Annotated in this window: 10 protein-coding genes and 1 pseudogene; 5 read left to right on the top strand and 6 right to left on the bottom strand. The window is 71.3% G+C overall.

The genetic code is table 11. From position 1 onward, the window contains the following. Nucleotides 1–75: 75 nt before the first annotated feature. Nucleotides 76–888: pseudogene (locus ACZ597_RS28880) on the top strand (DMT family transporter); the annotation flags it as partial. Nucleotides 889–912: 24 nt separating this feature from the next. On the opposite strand, the gene ACZ597_RS28885 reads toward ACZ597_RS28880, so the two are convergent. Further along, entirely contained in the window at nucleotides 913–2,364 is a 1,452-nt protein-coding gene (locus tag ACZ597_RS28885) for a transglycosylase family protein (protein WP_471335974.1), read from the bottom strand. Nucleotides 2,365–2,682: 318 nt separating this feature from the next. Between ACZ597_RS28885 and ACZ597_RS28890 the strand changes: the two genes are divergently transcribed. Next, nucleotides 2,683–3,504, top strand: a complete 822-nt coding sequence (locus ACZ597_RS28890) for a hypothetical protein (protein WP_471335977.1) — start codon at nucleotides 2,683–2,685, stop codon at nucleotides 3,502–3,504. 280 nt (nucleotides 3,505–3,784) lie between these two features. Here ACZ597_RS28890 and ACZ597_RS28895 read toward each other — a convergent pair whose 3' ends face one another. From ACZ597_RS28895 to panD, 3 genes are read right to left on the bottom strand one after another with little or no spacing between them, the layout of a single operon-like run. After that, a complete protein-coding gene (locus ACZ597_RS28895) occupies nucleotides 3,785–4,405 on the bottom strand; it encodes an arylsulfatase (protein ID WP_471335980.1) in 621 nt (206 codons plus the stop codon). After that, nucleotides 4,399–4,740 (bottom strand): GNAT family N-acetyltransferase, encoded by a 342-nt coding sequence (locus ACZ597_RS28900; RefSeq protein WP_471335983.1) that lies wholly within the window; start codon nucleotides 4,738–4,740, stop codon nucleotides 4,399–4,401. The genes ACZ597_RS28895 and ACZ597_RS28900 overlap by 7 nt, the downstream gene beginning before the upstream one ends. Before the next feature lie 17 nt (nucleotides 4,741–4,757). After that, nucleotides 4,758–5,177 (bottom strand): aspartate 1-decarboxylase, encoded by a 420-nt coding sequence (gene panD, locus ACZ597_RS28905; protein ID WP_468479926.1) that lies wholly within the window; start codon nucleotides 5,175–5,177, stop codon nucleotides 4,758–4,760. Between the two features lie 565 nt (nucleotides 5,178–5,742). Here panD and ACZ597_RS28910 point away from each other — a divergent pair. The 3 genes from ACZ597_RS28910 to ACZ597_RS28920 all read left to right on the top strand — a co-directional run bounded on the left by ACZ597_RS28910 (nucleotide 5,743) and on the right by ACZ597_RS28920 (nucleotide 13,779). Next, nucleotides 5,743–5,886, top strand: coding sequence for a hypothetical protein (locus ACZ597_RS28910; protein WP_471335986.1), 144 nt, complete (start codon nucleotides 5,743–5,745; stop codon nucleotides 5,884–5,886). Nucleotides 5,887–6,679: 793 nt separating this feature from the next. Further along, nucleotides 6,680–8,659, top strand: coding sequence for a CHAT domain-containing protein (locus ACZ597_RS28915; RefSeq protein WP_471335988.1), 1,980 nt, complete (start codon nucleotides 6,680–6,682; stop codon nucleotides 8,657–8,659). Then, the gene (locus ACZ597_RS28920; RefSeq protein WP_471335991.1) at nucleotides 8,656–13,779 is read left to right on the top strand and encodes a peptidoglycan-binding protein; all 5,124 of its coding nucleotides are present in this window, start codon (nucleotides 8,656–8,658) and stop codon (nucleotides 13,777–13,779) included. The genes ACZ597_RS28915 and ACZ597_RS28920 overlap by 4 nt, the downstream gene beginning before the upstream one ends. Nucleotides 13,780–13,783: 4 nt before the next feature. On the opposite strand, the gene ACZ597_RS28925 is transcribed toward ACZ597_RS28920, so the two are convergent. Further along, nucleotides 13,784–15,313 (bottom strand): esterase/lipase family protein, encoded by a 1,530-nt coding sequence (locus ACZ597_RS28925; protein WP_471335994.1) that lies wholly within the window; start codon nucleotides 15,311–15,313, stop codon nucleotides 13,784–13,786. Continuing rightward, nucleotides 15,306–17,774 carry a CHAT domain-containing protein gene (locus ACZ597_RS28930; RefSeq protein ID WP_471335997.1) on the bottom strand — a complete coding sequence of 823 codons (2,469 nt, stop codon included), beginning with the start codon at nucleotides 17,772–17,774 and terminating at the stop codon, nucleotides 15,306–15,308. The genes ACZ597_RS28925 and ACZ597_RS28930 overlap by 8 nt, the downstream gene beginning before the upstream one ends. Between the last annotated feature and the right edge of the window lie 404 nt (nucleotides 17,775–18,178).

Genomic DNA, 18,178 nt, shown 5'->3' on the forward strand with positions numbered 1-18,178 from the left:
GAGGATGACTCGGCCGGTGATCAAGGGGCCTGCGGGCGGATGAACGGCGCGGCCCTTTGGGGCATGGTGGATCTCATGAGTGCCCTGGCCCTGTCGGTTCTGCTCTGCCTGGTCTCCGCCGTCGCGTACGCGGGCGGCGCGATCGTCCAGGAACACGTGGCGGCGAGTTCGCCGGACCGCCCCTACGCGCCGCTGCGCCGCGCCGGCTGGTGGGCCGCGGTCGCGCTGAACGGCCTCGGCGCGCTGCTGCACGTGGTGGCGCTGGCGTACGGCCCGCTGAGCCTGGTGCAGCCGCTGGGTGCGCTGACCATCGTCTTCGCGCTGCCGATGGCGGCCGTGTTCGTGGGGCGCCGGGCGGGCGCGGCCGCCTGGCGCGGGGCGCTGCTGGCGACGGCCGGCCTGGCCGGGCTGCTCGCCCTGACGGGCGGTGAGGGGGCGGGGCGGCAGGCCCTGGCGGGCGGTGAGCGGAGCCTGCTGCTGGTGGTGACGGCGGCCGGCGTGGCGGTGCTGGTGCTGGCGGCGGGGCGGATGCGCCGGGCGGTGCTGCGCAGCGTGCTGCTGGCCGCGGCGGCCGGTACGGCCTTCGGGATGGGCTCGGTGTTCACGAAGTCGGTCGCCGAGGGGTTCTCGCCGGGCGCGCTCGGCTCTCTGTGGCCGGACCTGGCGGCGATCGCCGTACTGGCGGCCGGCGGGCTACTGCTGTCGCAGGCCGCCTACCGGGGTGCGGGCCTGACCGCGCCGCTGGCCACGGTGACGGTCGTCAACCCGGTGGTCGCGGCCGCGGTGGGGATCTCGCTGTTCGACGAGGGCTTCCGGTACGGGACCGCCGGGGCGGTGGCCGCGCTGGTGAGCGGCACGCTCGCGGCGGCCGGCCTGGTCCTGCTCACGGCCGTGCCGCCGCACGTGCGGGGGTCAGATGCCGACGCCCTTGTTCCGGAGGTACCTCAGCGGGTCGATGTCGGAGCCGTAGCCGGGGGCGGAGCGCATCTCGAAGTGCAGGTGCGGGCCGCTGGAGTTGCCGGTCGAGCCGGAGCGGCCGATCCGCTGGCCGCCGGAGACCTGCTGGCCGGCCTTGACGCCGAGCGCGGACAGGTGGGCGTACTGGGAGTAGCGGCCGTCGGCGTGCTTGATGACGACCTGGTAGCCGTACGCCCCGGCCCAGCCGGCCGACTCGACCGTGCCGGGTCCGACGGACTTGACGCTGGTGCCGGTCGGCACCGGGAAGTCGACGCCCGTGTGGTAGCCGCTGGACCAGGAGGATCCCGCGACGCGGTAGGCGGTGCCGATGCCGGCGTCGACGGGGGCGGTGAAGGCGCCGCCGCCCGAGGCGGGCTTCTGCTCCGCTGAGACGGGCTTGCCGGCGGGCTTGGCGGCCGGCTCGGGCTTGGGCTTCTCGGCGGGCTTGGACTGCTCCGGCTGGGGCTTGGGCTTCTCCGCCGGCTTGGGCTGCTCGGGCTTGGGCTGCTCCGGCTTCGCCTGTTCGGGCTTCTGCTGCTCGGGCTTGGGAGCGGCCGGTTCCACGGGCTTGACCGGCTCGGCGGTGCGCGGCGGCTTCTCGGGGTTCTGCGCGGGCGGGGCGGTGGTGATCCTGAGGGTGAGCCGCTGCCCCGGGAAGATCAGGTTGGGGTTGCCGCCGACCGTGGACCGGTTCGTCTCGTAGAGGGCCTGCCAGCCGCCCTCCACGTGCTGCTCGGAGGCGATCGTCGAGAGGGAGTCCCCGGGGGCGACCACGTACGGGTTCGGCAGGACCGACGTCCCGGTCGGGCGCGGCATGGTCACGGGGGTCGGGGTGGTGGCCTTGGTCGGCTGGATCAGGTCCTTGTGGGCCTGTCCCGAGGGCTTCACGGCCGGTTCGCCCGACGGCTTGGCCGCGGACTCGGCGACCGGCTCCGCAACGGGCTTGGCCGCGGGTTTGGCCGCAGGTTTGGCCGCTGGCTTCGCGTCCGGTTTGGCGGGCGCCTTGGTGTCGAGGACCGGGGCGGGCCCGCTGCGGCTGAGCCCGGCCTGGGGGCCGCACGCGGGCCAGGCCCGGGGGCCCTGGCCCTTGAGGACCTTCTCGGCGACCGCGATCTGCTGGGCCTTGGTGGCGAGGTCGGCGCGCGGGGCGTAGGCGGTGCCGCCGAATTCGCGCCAGGTGCTCTGGCTGAACTGGAGGCCGCCGTAGTAGCCGTTGCCGGTGTTGATCTGCCAGTTGTTGGTGGATTCGCAGGCGGCGACCTTGTTCCAGGTGTCCACGGAGGCGGCCTGCGCGTCCGCGGCGCCGAGGAGGGGGAGCGCGATCCCGGCGCCACCGGCGGTGACGACGAGCGAGGCCCGGTTGATACTGCTCGGCTGGTACCGGCGGTGCCGGCCCCGTACACCCATGGGAGCCCCCCTAAAAGACATCAGGACCGCACAACCTAACGGCGCCCCGATGAACCGACAAGGGCGACAACCAGCCGTAGGGCGGCGTGAGTTGACGATCGCACACCCACGCGTCCGGGGTCCGGCGAATCCGTGGATCCATGACGGCACCCCCGTCCGCCATGTCCCCGGTTTAGGGGATATTGAGGGGGATTGACCCTTCCGGAACGCGCTGCGGATCATCGTTCCGTTCCCCGTTCCGGCCGGAAGGATTCAGGAGCCGACCATGAGCATCCGCGAAGATCTGATCCTTGAGGACCCCACCACCGCGGCGCGTACGTGTCCATCAGCGCCGAGGACATCGCCCGCACGGAGATCTCGTTCCTCCAGGAGTACGCGGGCGTGGTCCACGAGGCGGGTGCCGACCGGCTGCGCCTGTCGGACACCGTCGGCCTGCTGGGGCCGGAGGCCTACGGCGAGCGGGTGGCGGTGGTGGGGGCGGCGGCTCCCGTGGCGGGGGTCGCCTTCGGCCGGGAGGCGCTCGTGACGGATGGCGGTGACGGCCCTGGCGACGCCCCTCGCGACGCCGGCAGGGCGGAGGCGCTGGCGGCGCTGGGCCTGGACGGCGCCGGGCTGGGCGCGTTCGCACGGGCGCCGCGCGTCCTGGTGAGTCTGCCGCACGCGAGCCCGAACGTGTTCTTCCCCCGGGCGGGCGTCTCCTGGTACGTGCGCCACCTCCGGCGCGCCGATCCTCCGGCGCGCCGATCCGTCGGCCTTCCACCTGCGGGTCGCCCTCACGCACGTGAACTTCTCCGACCTCGGGCGGCGGCCGTACGCGTGGTGGTTCCCGGACCGGACGGCGCGCCGACCCGGGAGACCCTGTTCACCCCCAACAAGAAGGCCAAGCACGTGGCCGTCGCCGGGCAGCCGCCGATGCGCGGGGTGCCGGGGCGGGCGGTCGGCGCGGACCGGGAGGCGGCCGGGCCGGCCCTGCGCGGGGCCGACCGCGCCTGCGCCCTTCCCGGACCCGCCTCCGGCTCCCGCTGCACCTGGGCCTGCTGGGACAGGCCCAGCACCACGCGGGCCTGTCGGAGGAGGTGCGGAGCACGCTCCGCGAGATGCTCGCCGTGGTCGATCACCGCGGCGAGCACGCCTATCTGAGCCCGCCGTGCCGTTGAAGCGGCTGCGGCGGGACCTGCTGGGCTGAAGGGCTGAGGCGCCGCCGTCAGCTCAGCGGGCCCGGCTGCGGGATCGGCGCGGGCCCGGGCGGCGGGGGCACCGGGTCGGGCTCGGGGTAGGGCCCTGGCACCGGGGGCACCGGGCGCGGCACGGGGCCGGGGTCCGGCAGTGGCGGGACCGGCCCGGGGACGGGGGCCGGGCCGGGCACGGGCGGCTGCGTCTGCTCAAGGTTTCGCACCATAAGGACCACCTTCCCCCGATCTCAGCCGGTACGCCCCCCGGCAAGCGCGGCGGCCAGCCCCAGTGCCGGGCTGGCCAGCACGGGCACCCTGGTCGACACGAGCTCCGCGGCCCCGGCCATGGAGGCCTGCGCCAGCACGATGACGTCGGCCTCCGTCACCCCGTCGGCGGCCCGCGCCACGACTCGGAGGTACCCACCCTCGTCCCCGGCCTCGAACAGCTCCCAGGCCCCGGGAACGACCCGCCCCCGCACCTCCCGGGCCCCCTCCTCGGCGAGAAGCGCCCCGGTCGGCTCCAGGGTCGGCTCCAGCGCGGCCAGAACGACGATCCGCGGGCCCGTCGCCACGGCCCGGGCGGCCATCGCCCGGTCCACCCTCTGCACGGGGAACCCCAGCTCGGGGGAGAGCGACTCGGCGACGCCCCCGATGGTCGAACAGGTCACCAGCACGGGCCCCCCGACCCCGGCCAGCACCTCCCGCACCTCGCCCCGCACACCCTCCGGCCCCACTTCCCGGGCCCGCTCCAGCAGCCCGGGCCGGACCAGATGCCGCAACACGGCTCCCGGATGATCCCGCTCCCCCAGGGCATCGAAAACGGGCACGTGCACCCGGGACGTGTGCAGCAGCGTCAGCCGCCTCACCACAGATCGGCGTCCTGCTCCAACCGGGCCCGCGCGGCAGCCGCCACGTCGGCCGGCGCCTCGGGCGCCAGCTCGGGATGCCGCCCGGCCCAGGCGGCGGCATATGGACAGAGCGGCACCACGGCCACCCCTTCATCCCCGGCCATCGCATAGAACCCCCGGACGAGCTCCCCGCCGATCCCGCGCCCCTCGTGCCCGGGCTCGACTACGGTGTGCACCGCGACCAGGGCGTGGGGCTCCGCGGCGAGCACGAAGTACGCGATGAACCCGACCACCCTGCGGTCCTCGACGGCCAGCAGCCGCCCGGCCTTCCGCTCGTCCACCAACTCGATCGCCACGGCCCCGCTCCCTCAGCTCAGACAGCCACCGAATGCGGGCTGCGCTCCTGATCCGTACCCGGCACCGGCGCGGAAGGATCCGCCCCCAGCTCCACGATCCGGTTGTCCCCGTCGACATGCACCACACGCGGCTTCAGCGCCCGCGCCTCGGCGTCGTCGACCTGCGCGTAGCTGATGAGGATCACGAGATCCCCGGGGTGCACGAGATGCGCGGCGGCCCCGTTGATCCCGATCACCCCGGACCCCCGCTCACCCTCGATGACGTACGTCTCGAGCCGCGCCCCGTTGGTGATGTCCACGATGTGGACGAGCTCCCCGGGCAACAGATCGGCGGCATCGAGCAGATCGGCATCGATGGTCACGGACCCGACGTAGTGCAGGTCCGCCTGCGTCACGGTGGCCCGGTGGATCTTGGACTTGAACATGGTACGAAGCATGAAATAACTCCCGATATGTCTGCTCCCTGCCCGCTTCACGCAGGTCAAGGGCGGTCCCGGCAGCCTACAACCGTTCGCAAGTTCGGTCAGCTTTCCCCAGGTCTTTCAGGACTCATGCTGACCGATTGCTGACTTTTCTGACGCATTATCAGGCCACTGTGAAACCCCTCCACGCCCCCCGCGGAGCCACAGCGCCTTTCTCGTCCCGCGGCTTGAACGCATGGAAAGGCTCCGCGTCTTCAACAGATCGCCGGAGGGAGCGGGTGGCCGGCCTCATACGGTCGGCGGGCGGCCGTCCCGCATGCTGGAAGAGCCGGGCTGTCCCCGTTCCCATCGAGAGCGCGCCTGCACCGCCACGTCCAGGGGTGGCGCATGGGCATCACGACGCTCGCCACCGGGATCCGGTACCCCGTTCCGGCTGGCACGAACAGGCCGCGGTTGCCTCCGCGTACCGGGCCGTCGCCGGGCTGCTCGACGTCGCCCCGGACGCCCGGCCGGACGCACGTCGCGCCACCACCGCAGCCATGGACACCGCTCGCACGCATGTGCAAAGAGCCGCGATGGCATGGTGATCGTCGACCTGTGGGAATCAGAGGAAGACTTCTGCGCGATGAAGGAGGATCCGGCGTTCCAACAGAACCTCCGTGAGGCTGGAACGCCAGAGCCCGACAGTCTTGAAGTTCTGCCCGTTCACGCTTTGATCTCGTAAGGAACTCAATAAGAGCGTCCCCGTAGCCTCACCTGGGCTGAGCGCCCATCGCCGACAGCGCGCCTGCGAGCGGAGGCGCACGCACGCCAAGAACAAGGGTGACAGCCGCAGCCACGTGCTCAATGGCGGACACGCGTTCCTGCGGGCTGGAGTCCGTAAGGCCCCACCCTCCGCAATCCACCCGCTCCCGATCGCCCCCAACATCCCGCCGCACCCAGCCCCTGTCCCTCCCAAGTGCCGCACGCACCAAGATCCGGACCATTCCCGGACCAGCTGTCTCCAAGAAGCCGCGCGAACCACCGTTTCCCCTGGTCAGCACAGATGCCGCTGTACCACCAGCAGACGAAGAACGTTTTTTGTAGCTACTCCCCCAAGAAACTGGGCTTCTTCTAGAGAGACGAAGTCCGCTGCATGGAACGGGTGTTGTCCCATCCACTCCCACCCACCCCCGGGCGCACAAGTAGTCAGACAGCGACCTTGAGTGACCTCTAGGGCATTTCGGAGGCCACTCCCGGACCAGTCACGGACCAAGGCGTCGAGCGAAGGGCACAACGACGGCGAGGCGATGTCGAGCGCGTGATCGGTCAGGGCGGCGAAGGCGCTATGTCAGCATTCTGCAAGCTGGCATCACCAGCAGTGGCACCGGGGGTGCCGATCGCGGCCGGCGCGTCGGCGCCTCGTGGCCTTGACGCCTCGCCGTTCTCATAGCCCGCCGGATGGACATCCGCCCCTGCCGGGTCGACGATGGGGATAGGGCGATCACGCAGGCGCTGAGTCAGAGCGCGGGGCTGATATGTCGACGATCCTCATCCATGTCGGAGACCTCGAGGCAAAGGGTTTTCCCGAGGACTTGTGCGTCGACGACGGCCAGGATCCTGAATGGTTCAACCATCCACGTGCCACTGAGCTGATACCGAACGACGCGCTTGCGCCACACACCGGTCTGCTGGACGACGCCACCCATGCCGCGGACTTGCGGTCGACCGGGCGGGGCCTCTTCGGCGCTCTCCTGCCCTCCCCTCTCCGTGAGGTCTGGCAGGCCGAGATCGACCTCCGAGGATCGCGCGTCGTGCTGGACTTCGCGCCGAGCGCCCTTCGCCCGTTGCCGTGGGAACTGCTCTGCACCCCCGCGCCCCAGGAACGCTATCTCTTCGATGACGAGACGCACCCCTGTGTCCGGGCGCACATCCCCTTCGCCCTGGAGACTGAGCCGCTGACCGGACCGGTGCGGCTCCTCGTCGTCGTGGGCGACCCTTACGACCAGACACTGAACTCGGACAGAGAGCTCGAAGCCATCTACACCGGGCTGAGCACCGTCCCCTGCTGCTGGCAGGTACACGTGCTGCGGGCGCCCGGCAAGGAGAAGACCCGCGATGTCCTCACGGAATTCGACCCGCACGTCCTTCACTTCATTGGGCACGGCAGGCGGGTCGAGGCGGAGCCGACACTGGAAATCATGGCACCGGGCAAGCCTTGGTACCTCAGCGCCGGTTTCATCGAGGGAGCGCTCGACGTACCGCTGCGGCTCGCAGTGCTCAACGCGTGCCGGACGATGGACGAGGATCCCCAGGCGCTGGTCCGGGAACTCGGTGATGCATTGTTCTCGCGCAAGACGCAAGCCGTGGTGGCCATGCAGGGCAACATCGCATCAGCCCCGGCGGTGCGGTTCAGCAAGGAGTTCTACGGGCAGTTGGCCGCGGGCAGGGCGCTCGACGAGGCCATGGCCCACGCGCGCAACCGCCTGCACTGGGTGGAAGACAGCTATCCCCGCGACTGGGCCATGCCCGTGCTCACTGTTCAGGCCGACCCGGCGGTGGCGCTCAAGTGGCCCGAACCCCTCGACCACACGAGGGTGACGAGGAGGCGAGGACCGGAGTTCGAGGGGCCCCGCTGGCTGGTCGGGCGAGGGGACGAGCACAGCAGGATGATGCGCCGGCTGAACAGGACTCTCGAAACGGGCACAGCCGATCTCCTGGCCGTCACGGGCGGCAAGGAGGTCGGGAAGTCGGAGCTAACCCGCTCCTGCCTCCTGACGAGCTCGTGGTGCGGTGTTCCCGTCATCTACGTGAACCTGGCGAACAGGGGGAACCTCGACCTGCGGAAGCTGCTCAGCCACATCAAGGACGCAGTGCCCACGTGGCTCGGAGCAGACGTCAAGAGCGACGTCGAACTGTTCGGCAACATGCTCCAGAGCAGGGAAGACCTCTTCCGGTCACTGCGCGAGGGGAACCCGACGGGTGTCACACCCGACGAGGCGCTGCCTCCCCTCGACGATCGTCCGCACGACGTCCTCGCCTACGAGAACGGACTCCTCATCGACTTTAAGGCCTTCCTGCGGATGGTCACCCGGGATCCGCTGGTCGCCGGGAAACCGCTCCTGCTGGTCCTGGACCATGTCCTCCAGGCCGAAAGACACGGCCACGTCGTGGAACGCCTGTTGAAGCCTGCTGCTGAAGGGGACTTCGACCCCGTCCGTATCGTGGCCGTCGACAGCGGGCTCGACGCGGAGCTCGGGCTGCAGCTGGTCGATCTGGTCATGAAGGTCAGGCCGTTCGACCGGACCGAGGCGGAGCTTCTCGTCCGCGAGTACTGCGCCCGCAGGCGGGACGTCTACCGGGGGCAGCAGCCCGATGACGAATCCTGGGCGATCTTCACACGGAGCATGCGGGACGAGGCGCTCAGACGGGAGCAGAACGGCGATGAGTCCTTCAGCCCCAAGGAGCTCATGCTGTGGGAGCAGATGGCGTACACGCTTCTGCAGGTGACGTCATGACCACCCTGGACGAGGCGGCGAAGCGCCTCGCAGCGGGCGAGAACCTCGCCGACGTCACAGTGTCCTTGATGCCCGAGCCCCTGCGGGGGACGCTGATGCGGTGCGCCCTGGTCGAGGGATTCGACGAGGCGCAGTACGAGGCGGTGCTGCGCGAGGGCGTCGGCCCGACTCTCGCCGAGCTGGCTCTCCAGCCGTGCGTCGAGCCGCGGCCCGGTGGCGACGGCGCCCTCCAGGTGGGGAGCGGAATCCGGGAAGCGGCCTGGCGGGCCTGGTGGCTCGACGGCGGGGCGGTGCCCGACTCCGTCCCGGTGCCCCGGGCACTGCGTTCCGCCGAGGCACGCATCGCGGAGTACTGCGAGGGCCTGGGCCGGATCGAGGCGGCCCTGCAGGCCCTGGTCGTCTGCGATCCGGACCGGGCAGCCGCCCGCTTCGACCAGTGGTACCGGGAGCGGGACGAGCGCTTCGATTTCCCCGGCTGCCAGGACCTGCTCGATGCCCTCAACGAGTCCTGGGCGTGGATGTTCGGTCCGCGTCTGGCCGAACTGCGCAGTGACCGTGACCGGTACCTCCGGTCACGGATGCTCTGGTACGACGCGTTGCTCAGGTCGGGCCGCTACCTGTCCCGACCCGAACTGGAGTCCAGACTCGACGGGCTGCTGGCGGGTACGCCCACCCGCGCGCTGCGGTTGCACGCCGTCGGCGGCATGGGCAAGTCGCTGATGCTCCAATGGTTCCTCGCCCGCCGCTGCGTCGCCGCACCAGCCAGGTTGCCGTGCGCGCTGGTGGACCTCGACGCCGTCGACGCCGTGAACGTCGTAAGGCATCCGTGGCTGCTGGTGCTGGAGCTGGCCCACCAGCTCAACGAGCAGATGCCGGGAGCCCCGTTCCAGGAACTGCTACGCCGCCACGGGGCGTACCGCTCGGTCCTGTTCAGGGATGCCCCGGCGCTGGCCCGCTCGGGCGCCGCCGCGCTCGACACCGCCGGGACCAAGTCCGACGCCCGCGACGTCCGCGACCGGTTCCTCAGCGTGCTGAGCGAGGACCATTCCGGCACTCCGCTGCTGATCGTGCTGGATGCCTTCGAAGTCGCGGTGCTGCGGCCCCTGGGCGGCGCCGCCGAACTGGTCGACGTCCTCGCCGACGTGTACGCGGCATCGGACCAGGTGCGACTGGTCCTCTCCGGGCGCCTCACGGGCGCCGAGAGGCAACTGGGACGGCTGGGCGAACGCTTGCCGGAGAAGTGCATGGGCTGGCTGGAGATCCCGCCGTTCACCGAGGACGAGGCCAGGAACTACCTGTCCGGGAAGCGTGGCATCGGCCGTCCGGAGCTGGTGGAGATCATCGTGCGCAGGTCACAGGGGGTCCCCTGGCAGCTGGCGCTCTACGCCGATGTGGCGGACTACTCGCCGGACATGTCGGTGGAGAGCGTCGAGAGCCTCGACCCCATGCTCGCCTGGTGCATGGACCGCATCATCGGCAGGATCGAGGACGACGCCCTGCGGTGGCTGGTCCGGTACGGGGTGCTGGCGCGACGATTGAGCCGGGACTTCGCCGAACGCGTCGTCCTCCCCCGCATGGTCGCGGCGATGCGGGGAAGCAAGGACGACCGCCCCGAGGACGATCCCGGGCCCTCCGGATCGGCACACGCCTTCCGGACCGGGGTGCACCCCCCGGAGGGGCTGGCGGAGTTCGCGCGGCTCTGGGAGAGCCTCAAGCAGTACTCGGTGGAGGTCTCGTCCTGGGTGAGCGCCGCCCCGACCGACCCGGACACCCTCGTCTTCCACCCGTGCGTGGCGGAGCCGATGCGCCGCCTGCTCTCCGTGCAGCCCGTCTACCGGCTTCTGCACGAGGACGCCGCGCGCTACTACGAGGAGTCGGCCCGGCTCCATCCAACGGCATGGGCCACCTGGACCAGGGCAGCGATCTACCACCGCATCCAGGCCGACGGCAGCCGGGCGGCGCCCGCCTGGCGCGAGGCCGTGGCAACGGCACGGGGCGCCGGCCGCTTCGAGGACGTGGCTGAGATCGCGGGGGAAATCCTCGGACCGGAGTACGTCGACGAGGAGGGGGTCCCCCTGAACCTCGCCGGGGGCGTTCCCGCACTCGACCCGCGGTTGCAGGCCGAGGCCCATGTGGAACTGGCGTGGGCCCTCGTCCACCGAGCCCGCAGCGAGGGCCTCTCGGGGGGACACCAGCTCTGGAGCGGAGCCGAGCGCAGCCTGGGCACTGTGGAGCGGATCACGGCGCAGTCCGACGTGGACCTTCCCCACGTGCGCTGGAACGCCGCGCGCGCTGCCCTGCTCCTCGCCCGTGGCCGGCCGGAGAGGGCCAGGAAGGTTCTCGGGCCGACCGTGCAGTCCCCCGAGATGTCCGCGGATTACGGCTTCGCACTGGAGGTGTACGCGGAGGCCCTCGGTGCCCTCGACCGGCCGGACGAGGCGTCGGCGGTGCTCCACCAGGCCTTGGTCCTCGCGCAGATGACGGGAGACCAGCCGGGCTCGGCGCATCTGGCCCACCTGCTGGCCCGGGACGCGGCGACCCGCCTGGCGTACGACGATGCCCTGCGATGGGTACGCGCGGCTCCCGGCGAGAGCGGTCCGGCCGCCGAGCGAGTCGCGCTGCGCCTCACGGAAGCCGAGCTGGCCTTGCACCTGGGGCTGCCGGCCACGGCCGCACGGCTGGCCGAGACGTCCTCCGGCGATGCGGAGGCACGGCCCCTGGCCCTGGGCGTCAAGGCCCTGCTCGCACTCGGTCGGCCGCGCCGGGCCCGCGCTCTGTGCGAACGCGCCCTGAGCGCACCCGTCAGCCTGCCGCCGGAGCAGGAGGCCGCGGTGTTCGCCCTGCGCGGGCGGGCCGACATCGAACTCATGCAGGTGGAGCGGGGCATGAGCGACCTGGTGACGGCACGTGAGCGGTATGCCCGCCTCCAGGACTACGAAAGCGGCGCCGCATGCGCGCTTCACGCTGCCAGGGCCCAGCTCGAGGTGGTCGGCAATCACTGGGAGGCGGCGCAGTTCCTTGACGAGGCGATGCGGCTGAACCACGACGAGAGCAACGCGATCGCAAGCCGGTGCAGGTTGCTGAAGGCGGACCTCATGGCCCGGCACGGGGATTCGGTCGGAGCCACGGGGGTCTGCGGGGATGCCCTGAGACGGCTGGAGGAATCCGGTGCGGATCCCCTACTCGTCGTCGAGGCGGCCGGGCACGGGCTGGCCCTTCGGGACGACCCGTCGGGGCGGTTCGGCAAGGCCCTGCTCCGTGCGATGCGCCGGGTGACGCCGGCCACCGCCCGGCTCACCATGCTGCGCGCGCTCGAGCACTGCCCAGGGCCACTCGATGTCGGGCCGGACCTGCTCGCGCTCGTCCTGCCCGACGGAGACCCGCCCGCGGCGGAGGATCCGGCAGACGCCGGCTGGCTGACCGCACGGGCCGCCACCGCCTACCGCCTCACAGGCCGACTCGCCGACGCACGCGCCTGTGCCACGCGCGCGACCGAAGTCCTCACCCGCGAAGACAGCTTCGCCTGGTGGTGGCTGATCCGATTCATGGACCTGACCGGGCCCGCCGGCCGGGAGGAACCCGAGCCGCCCAGTCTCCAAGGCTATGACGAGTATCCGCTGCTTCAGGCGGCCCACCTCATCACTGTCGCCCGGCGCTGGGCGGGCCGCGTCCCGGTTGAGCGCACTGCCGAGCGGCTCCACCTGGCGGACGCCCTGCTCTCACCGGGACCGGCGAATCGCTGGCAGGCGCTGTCCCACGACACGTGGTCCGGGCTACTGGCCGAGACGGGGGAGCGCACCGAGGCTGAGACACACGTGCACGCTGCCCGCGCCGTCCTCGCCGAGCTCGGCGACGAGCGCGAGGTGCCTCCACCGCAGGCCCCCGCCCCCGACGAACTCGGCTTCGCGCTCACCCCGGACGGGGCTGTGCTCGTCCACAACGGCGGCCGGGAGCTGGGTCGCCTGCACCCGTCAACGCTGCTCGCGCGGGCGCTGCGCGAGAGGACAGAGCAGATGTCTTTGGGCCCCCTCGTCGACGTGATCCTCGCCGACGACCCCCTGGTGCCCGACGCATCCACGATGGAACCCCTCCTAGACCCGGGCCGGACGGAGCCGGTGGACCTCTGCCTGACCGTCGCCCCGCCCGAACTCGCTCAGGTCCCCTGGGAACTCGCGGTGACCGCACACGGCATGCTGGCCACGGACGACCGGGTCCGTTGCATCTACCGGATGCCCCGTACCTGGCGGGCCGGGACGGTCCGCACCGGTGTCCTCCAAGAGGCCCTGGAGCTGCTGGAGGCGGAACCCGGCCCGGTCGACGGGCTGATGGGCCCGCAGACCACTCGTGCGCTGTTCCACGTGCAGCGTTCCCTGGGGCTGGAAGCGGACGGAGTCGCCGACCCGGTCACGTGGGGAAGCCTGCGCGCGGAGCTGTGGCAGCACCGGCACCGTCCCCACGTCCTGGTCCTGCGGCGCGGAGCCGCCCGGCAGCTGGAGTCACAGCGCGGGCACCAGATGGGCGGGGCCGACCTGGGGATCACGTACACCAGGGAGGGCTGGGACGTAACAGTCGTGGACGACCCGAACTGGGCTCAGCTCGACCGTCTCGTGGCGGGTGTACGAGTACCAGACCTGATCCATGTGAGTGCCACTATGGAAGGGCTGGGCACCGTCCCGTACATCGATTTCGGGGCGTCCACCTACTCCAGGGAGTCCGACTGGGTGAGCGAGGACTCGGACACCATCACCGTGACCGACCTGGACCGCTTCGTCTCCAGGATGTCGGCCGGACGTCCCGGACCGCTGGTCATCCTGGACATCGCCCGGCCGGCCCGGCCCAGTGAGCTGGTCCGGCAACTGTTGCTCCGCAACGACTTCGCGCACCAGCTCGCCACGCTGGGCAGCACCGCTGTAGTGCTCGCCACGGGACTCACCCCGGCGGGCGACTCCCGGCAGAACATCGAGCTCGTCACGAAGCTCAGGATCGGCTGGACACCGGCCGAGGTCGCCCGGGGCCTGCAACGGCTGGCAGCCGGGGACCGGCTCGAGGGCCTGCCATACGCGGCGACCGCGCTGATGAGTTCACTGCGGCCTTACGAAATGCTGCCCATCGGAATCTGACCCGTCAGCTCCCCGGCAGCCACTGGGCGAGTCGCATGCGCACGTCCGCGTCCCGGAAGAAGTCGGTGTGCGCCACACCGCTCCCCGAGGGGATCACGAGGGGATCGCTCACGACGTAGGCGCCCGCACGATGGACGCCTTCGGTTGGCACCACAAGGTCATTGCCCGTGCCGAACAGATGGTCGACCAGCCGGTTCAGCGCCCTGATGGCAAGTCCGGCCCCGTCGGCCGGCCCGAAGTCGGACGTGATGGCGCGCACCGTCCCCGCCGCCGGCACGGCGGCCTCGTTCAGCTCGCCCAGCGCGGACGAGGCGGGGTCCATCGCAGCCAGCCCCTCCAGTCCGCCCAGCGCTCCCGTGGCGCAATGCTTGGCGACCTCGAGGACCACCTCGAGCGTGCTGCTCACCATCTCGTCCGGGAGCAGGCCGAGCAGATTGGTGAACACATCGAGCAAACGGCCCAGCCGCTGCTCGTCGGCGAGGACGGTGCCCGCGTTGGGGGTTGCGACGTGGATGAGGGTCCGTACGCAGGGAGCCGGTCGGCGGACGTCCCTTGCGAGGGCTTCCCTGCCGAGCTGGCGGGCCACCAGGCCCCCACGCGAATGGGTGACGAAATCGAAGGTCAGCGGCCGGTCGGCAGGTAGGTGCTCGAGGAGCCAACGGGCGTTGTCGGCCGGATCCAGATGGACCGTCGGGTGGTCGAAGACGAGGACCCGATCCCGGTACCTCTCGTGGAGGTCGCGCAACAGCTGCCCGTCCGCGGCGATGCCGTGAAACCCCGAGTGGCACCGGCTGAAGGTGCCGTGCACGAACACAAGGAACGGGCGGTCGGCGAGCTCGGCCAGCCGGTCCGCGGTCACCGTCTCGCCGGCCGTCGGGGTGAGGAAGCTGCCGGGACCGGTCAGCCGCAACCCGTACGGACGGAACCGCTTCTCCCATCGGCCCACCGCGAACTCCGCCACCCGCCCTGCCACCCTCTGGATGGGAAAGCGCAGGACGTGCAGGACCTTTCGGACGCCGAACCCGACCAGTCCGCGGTCCTGCGCCCCGCCCGGGAGGCCGAACTGTTCCATCGAAACCCGGAAGGTCTGGACGGCCCCGGCCCGGTCCGTGCCGCCTCCGCCGACCGCGGTGTCGGACACCACCCAGCGCACCACTCCGGTCGCGTCGACCTCCAGGACGACCTGCCCTTCGTCCTCTCCCGGTGCGGGCACCTGGAGCACTACCCCGGGGGCGGCGGCGTCTGCACGGTCGTGTCCGCCGGGGCGGGCCGGGACGGTGAGTTCGCTGAGCGGCAGCGTCAGAACCGGGCGCATCCCGGCTTCTTGGATGGCGGTCCCCAGCAAGCCTGCCGCTTCGGCAGGCACCCTGTCGGTCGCCAGCTGCTCCGCGAAGGCCATCGGCTCGGCCGCCCGTACGGGAGCACCGGCGCCAGCCCACCTCCGTACCTCGCCCACGCGTCCGCTCACGTCCGAAGACCGCAGGACGACACCGTACGGAAGGTCCATCCGTCCGTCCCGTTCGAGCTCAGACACCTTGCGCTCCTTCCCGGTCCCACACGATGGTCAGCCGGGGATGACCGAAGAACAGGTAGGCAAGGGGGGTCGAAAGACCCGCGCCTGCCGCGCCCCCGGTGGCCGCGCGCTGTTGCCGTACGTACTCTGCGGGTGCGGCGCCGCCTTTGAGCGCGGCCCGGTAGAAACCCTCGGCGAACTCCCTGGCGACCTCGTCGTCGACGTTCCACAGCGGTGCGACGACCGCCCCGACCCCGAGGCTGAGGAAGGCGGGCACCATGCCTGCGTTCGAGCCGAGCACGCTCCGGCCCTGCCCCAGCTGGCAGGCGTTGAGGAAGACCAGACGCACGGGGCTGGTCTCGACCCCGCGCACCGAGTACCGGCTCAGATATCTGCCGTCGGTCATGTTGATGCCGTCCTCCGAGTCGGCGGCGTCGAACTTCCCGTGCACAGCGAAGTGCAGGATGTCGTGGCCCGCCCCCGCCCTCAGACTGCCCAGTACCGGCTCGACCAGTGCGTCCACGGCCTCCGCCCGGTACTCCGCGACCAGGTGTTCCGCCTCGGCCGTCGCGTGCCGGAGTTCGTTGCTGTGGTAGTCGCCGCTCACCACGGCCATCGCCCGGGCCGTGAGCCGTGCAGGAGGAGCCGCCGTGCGCTGCTGGTCCCCGTACGTCCACCGGCCCACAACGGCCTGCGCACCCAGGTAGCCGGGAATGCCGGCGCCCCACGGCCGGGGCACCACTGCGAGCTCCCAGGGCACGTACGGATCCCAGGTGGCGATCAGCACCGTCGGCGGGTTCGTCACCCGGGCGGCGGCCCGGAGGGCTGCCCACACCTCGTCCGGCATCGCCTCTCTCACTTCCAGGCCGATGCCGTGGAGGTGGGTGCCGAGGTCAACGGCCTCCTTGTGGTCCTGAACACCACGCATGACATTGCGCGCCCACTCCGCCTCACCGCCCAGCCTGGTGACGGGGGGCCTCCCTGGCGGCCGTACTTCCGGATGCGGGGAGCGGTAGAGCCAGCACAGCTGTGTGCCGCCGGCGTCGTTCGCCGGAGCCACGACGATCTCCAGGTCCGGCCGGGTGCCCGGATCGTCGTCGGGCAGCGCCCAGGTGACGCCGGCCGGCTCTTCCGGGACCTGCGCGGGAGGGACGTCCTCGGGGCCCTCCCCCACCCGTACAGTCCGATGGGCCACTCCGATCACCCGCCCGCCGACAGAGAACACCGCGGTGATGACCCGCTCCCCCGCGTAGGCGCCGTCGTCCATCGCCCGCATTCGCCGCAGCTGGTAGGGGTACGGGTCGTCCGGGCCGGCCGTCATCGCAAAGCTGAGTGGCTCGCTGCCCATCACCTCGAACCCGGGTGCCAGGATCTCCACGCCCAGCAGGAACACCCCCCTGGGGACGGTGAGCGGGGCGGGCTGGAACACCTCGGGCGACGGAGTCGGAGCCAGCCCCACCCGGAGTTCAAAGACCTCCGCCGGAGCAACGCGTCTGGGCGCGTCCAGGCGGGCGTAGGCCTCCCTGGTCTCGTCGGAAGGTCCGGGAGGCGGCTGGGCCGGCCAGCCGAGAGGTGATGGGGGCGGCGGGACCGGCTCGCCGCCGCGGTTCGGCCCCCCGCGCAGTTCCCGGTCCCGTGTCGTCAGCAAGGACGTGAGGTTCTCGTACGGGCCGCGCCCCAGCGGGGGCGGCCAGGTCAAGGGTGGTCGGCCCAGGTGCGGTGCCACGCTCACCAGTTGCCGCAGGGCACTGAGCTGCCCACTCGCATCCTCGGCGTCGAGGCGCTGGTAGACGGCGGCGAGCACGGCACCTGGTGACACGAGGGTGACCAAGGCACCCAGCCAGTTGGCCCGTTCGGGGATCGGCGGAGGCAGCACCGGCAGCGCGATCAGCGCCACCCCGGGCAGCTCTTGGACGACCCGGCCCAGCCGTTCCGCGGCCCTCGCCAGTGTGACATCGTCCTGTTCCGCCGCTGCGACCAGTGTGGTAACCAGCCGGGTGAGCAGGCCCCGGGCCTCGGCTGGGGGAAGCGTGGCCAGCGCAGACAGCTCGGGCGGGAAACCGGTGCTCGCCAGCAGCGTGTCCGCCACGGCAGCCGACAGCTCCGCCACGCCTGCGGCGACCGGAACCGGAGGATCCGCACGCGCCGGCTCCTGCGACGGAACGGCCCGCGCCAAGGACCGCTCTGCCGCCTCCTGGTGCGGTGACGTGTCGTCCGCGGCCCATCCGGCCAGTACGGAGCGGACCTCCGGGACGGGAAGGCCCCCGGCTGCCGCGATCAAGCCGTCGGTCCGATGGGGCTCCGATCCGAGCAGAAGGAGAACAAGCTGACCCACGTCCTCGACGGCTGCAGCGTCCAGGGGCAGCAGGGCGGCCGCAGTGAGGGCCTCTGTCCGCAGGCGGTGGTCCCGGCCCTGCGTGGCCATGTCCAGAAGCGGCTCGACGTCGCTCGTGGTGACGCATCGGTCCGACCCTGCAGACATGACTGCCTCCGGATTGCGATCAACAATCGGAGTGCACCGTAGCCGAATCGAAGGACGGGATCACCGACCGCCGGCTGCGATTCGCGGCGGTCCCGGGCAACCTCGCCGATGCCTGGCGTGTCAGCCGGTCAAGATCCGGACCATTCCCGGACCACGATGCCCACTGCGAGCCCCACAACGGTCGTTTCCACAGGTCAAACAGGTCGCGCTGCCTGCACCACCAGCAGACAAAGAACCTGCTGTGACCAGCAGCGCAAGAGCCAAGTGTCTGATGAAGGTCGGGAGGCCGCCGAATTCCCCCACTGCCGCCTAGATGAATGAGTCCGATGTCTGTGCTGGTCGCGACCATGGCGAAGGGCGCCCGTTGGTCAGTGTGTGAAGACAAACCTGGACGCCCTTCTGGC

Source organism: Streptomyces sp. NPDC040718, assembly GCF_055593565.1.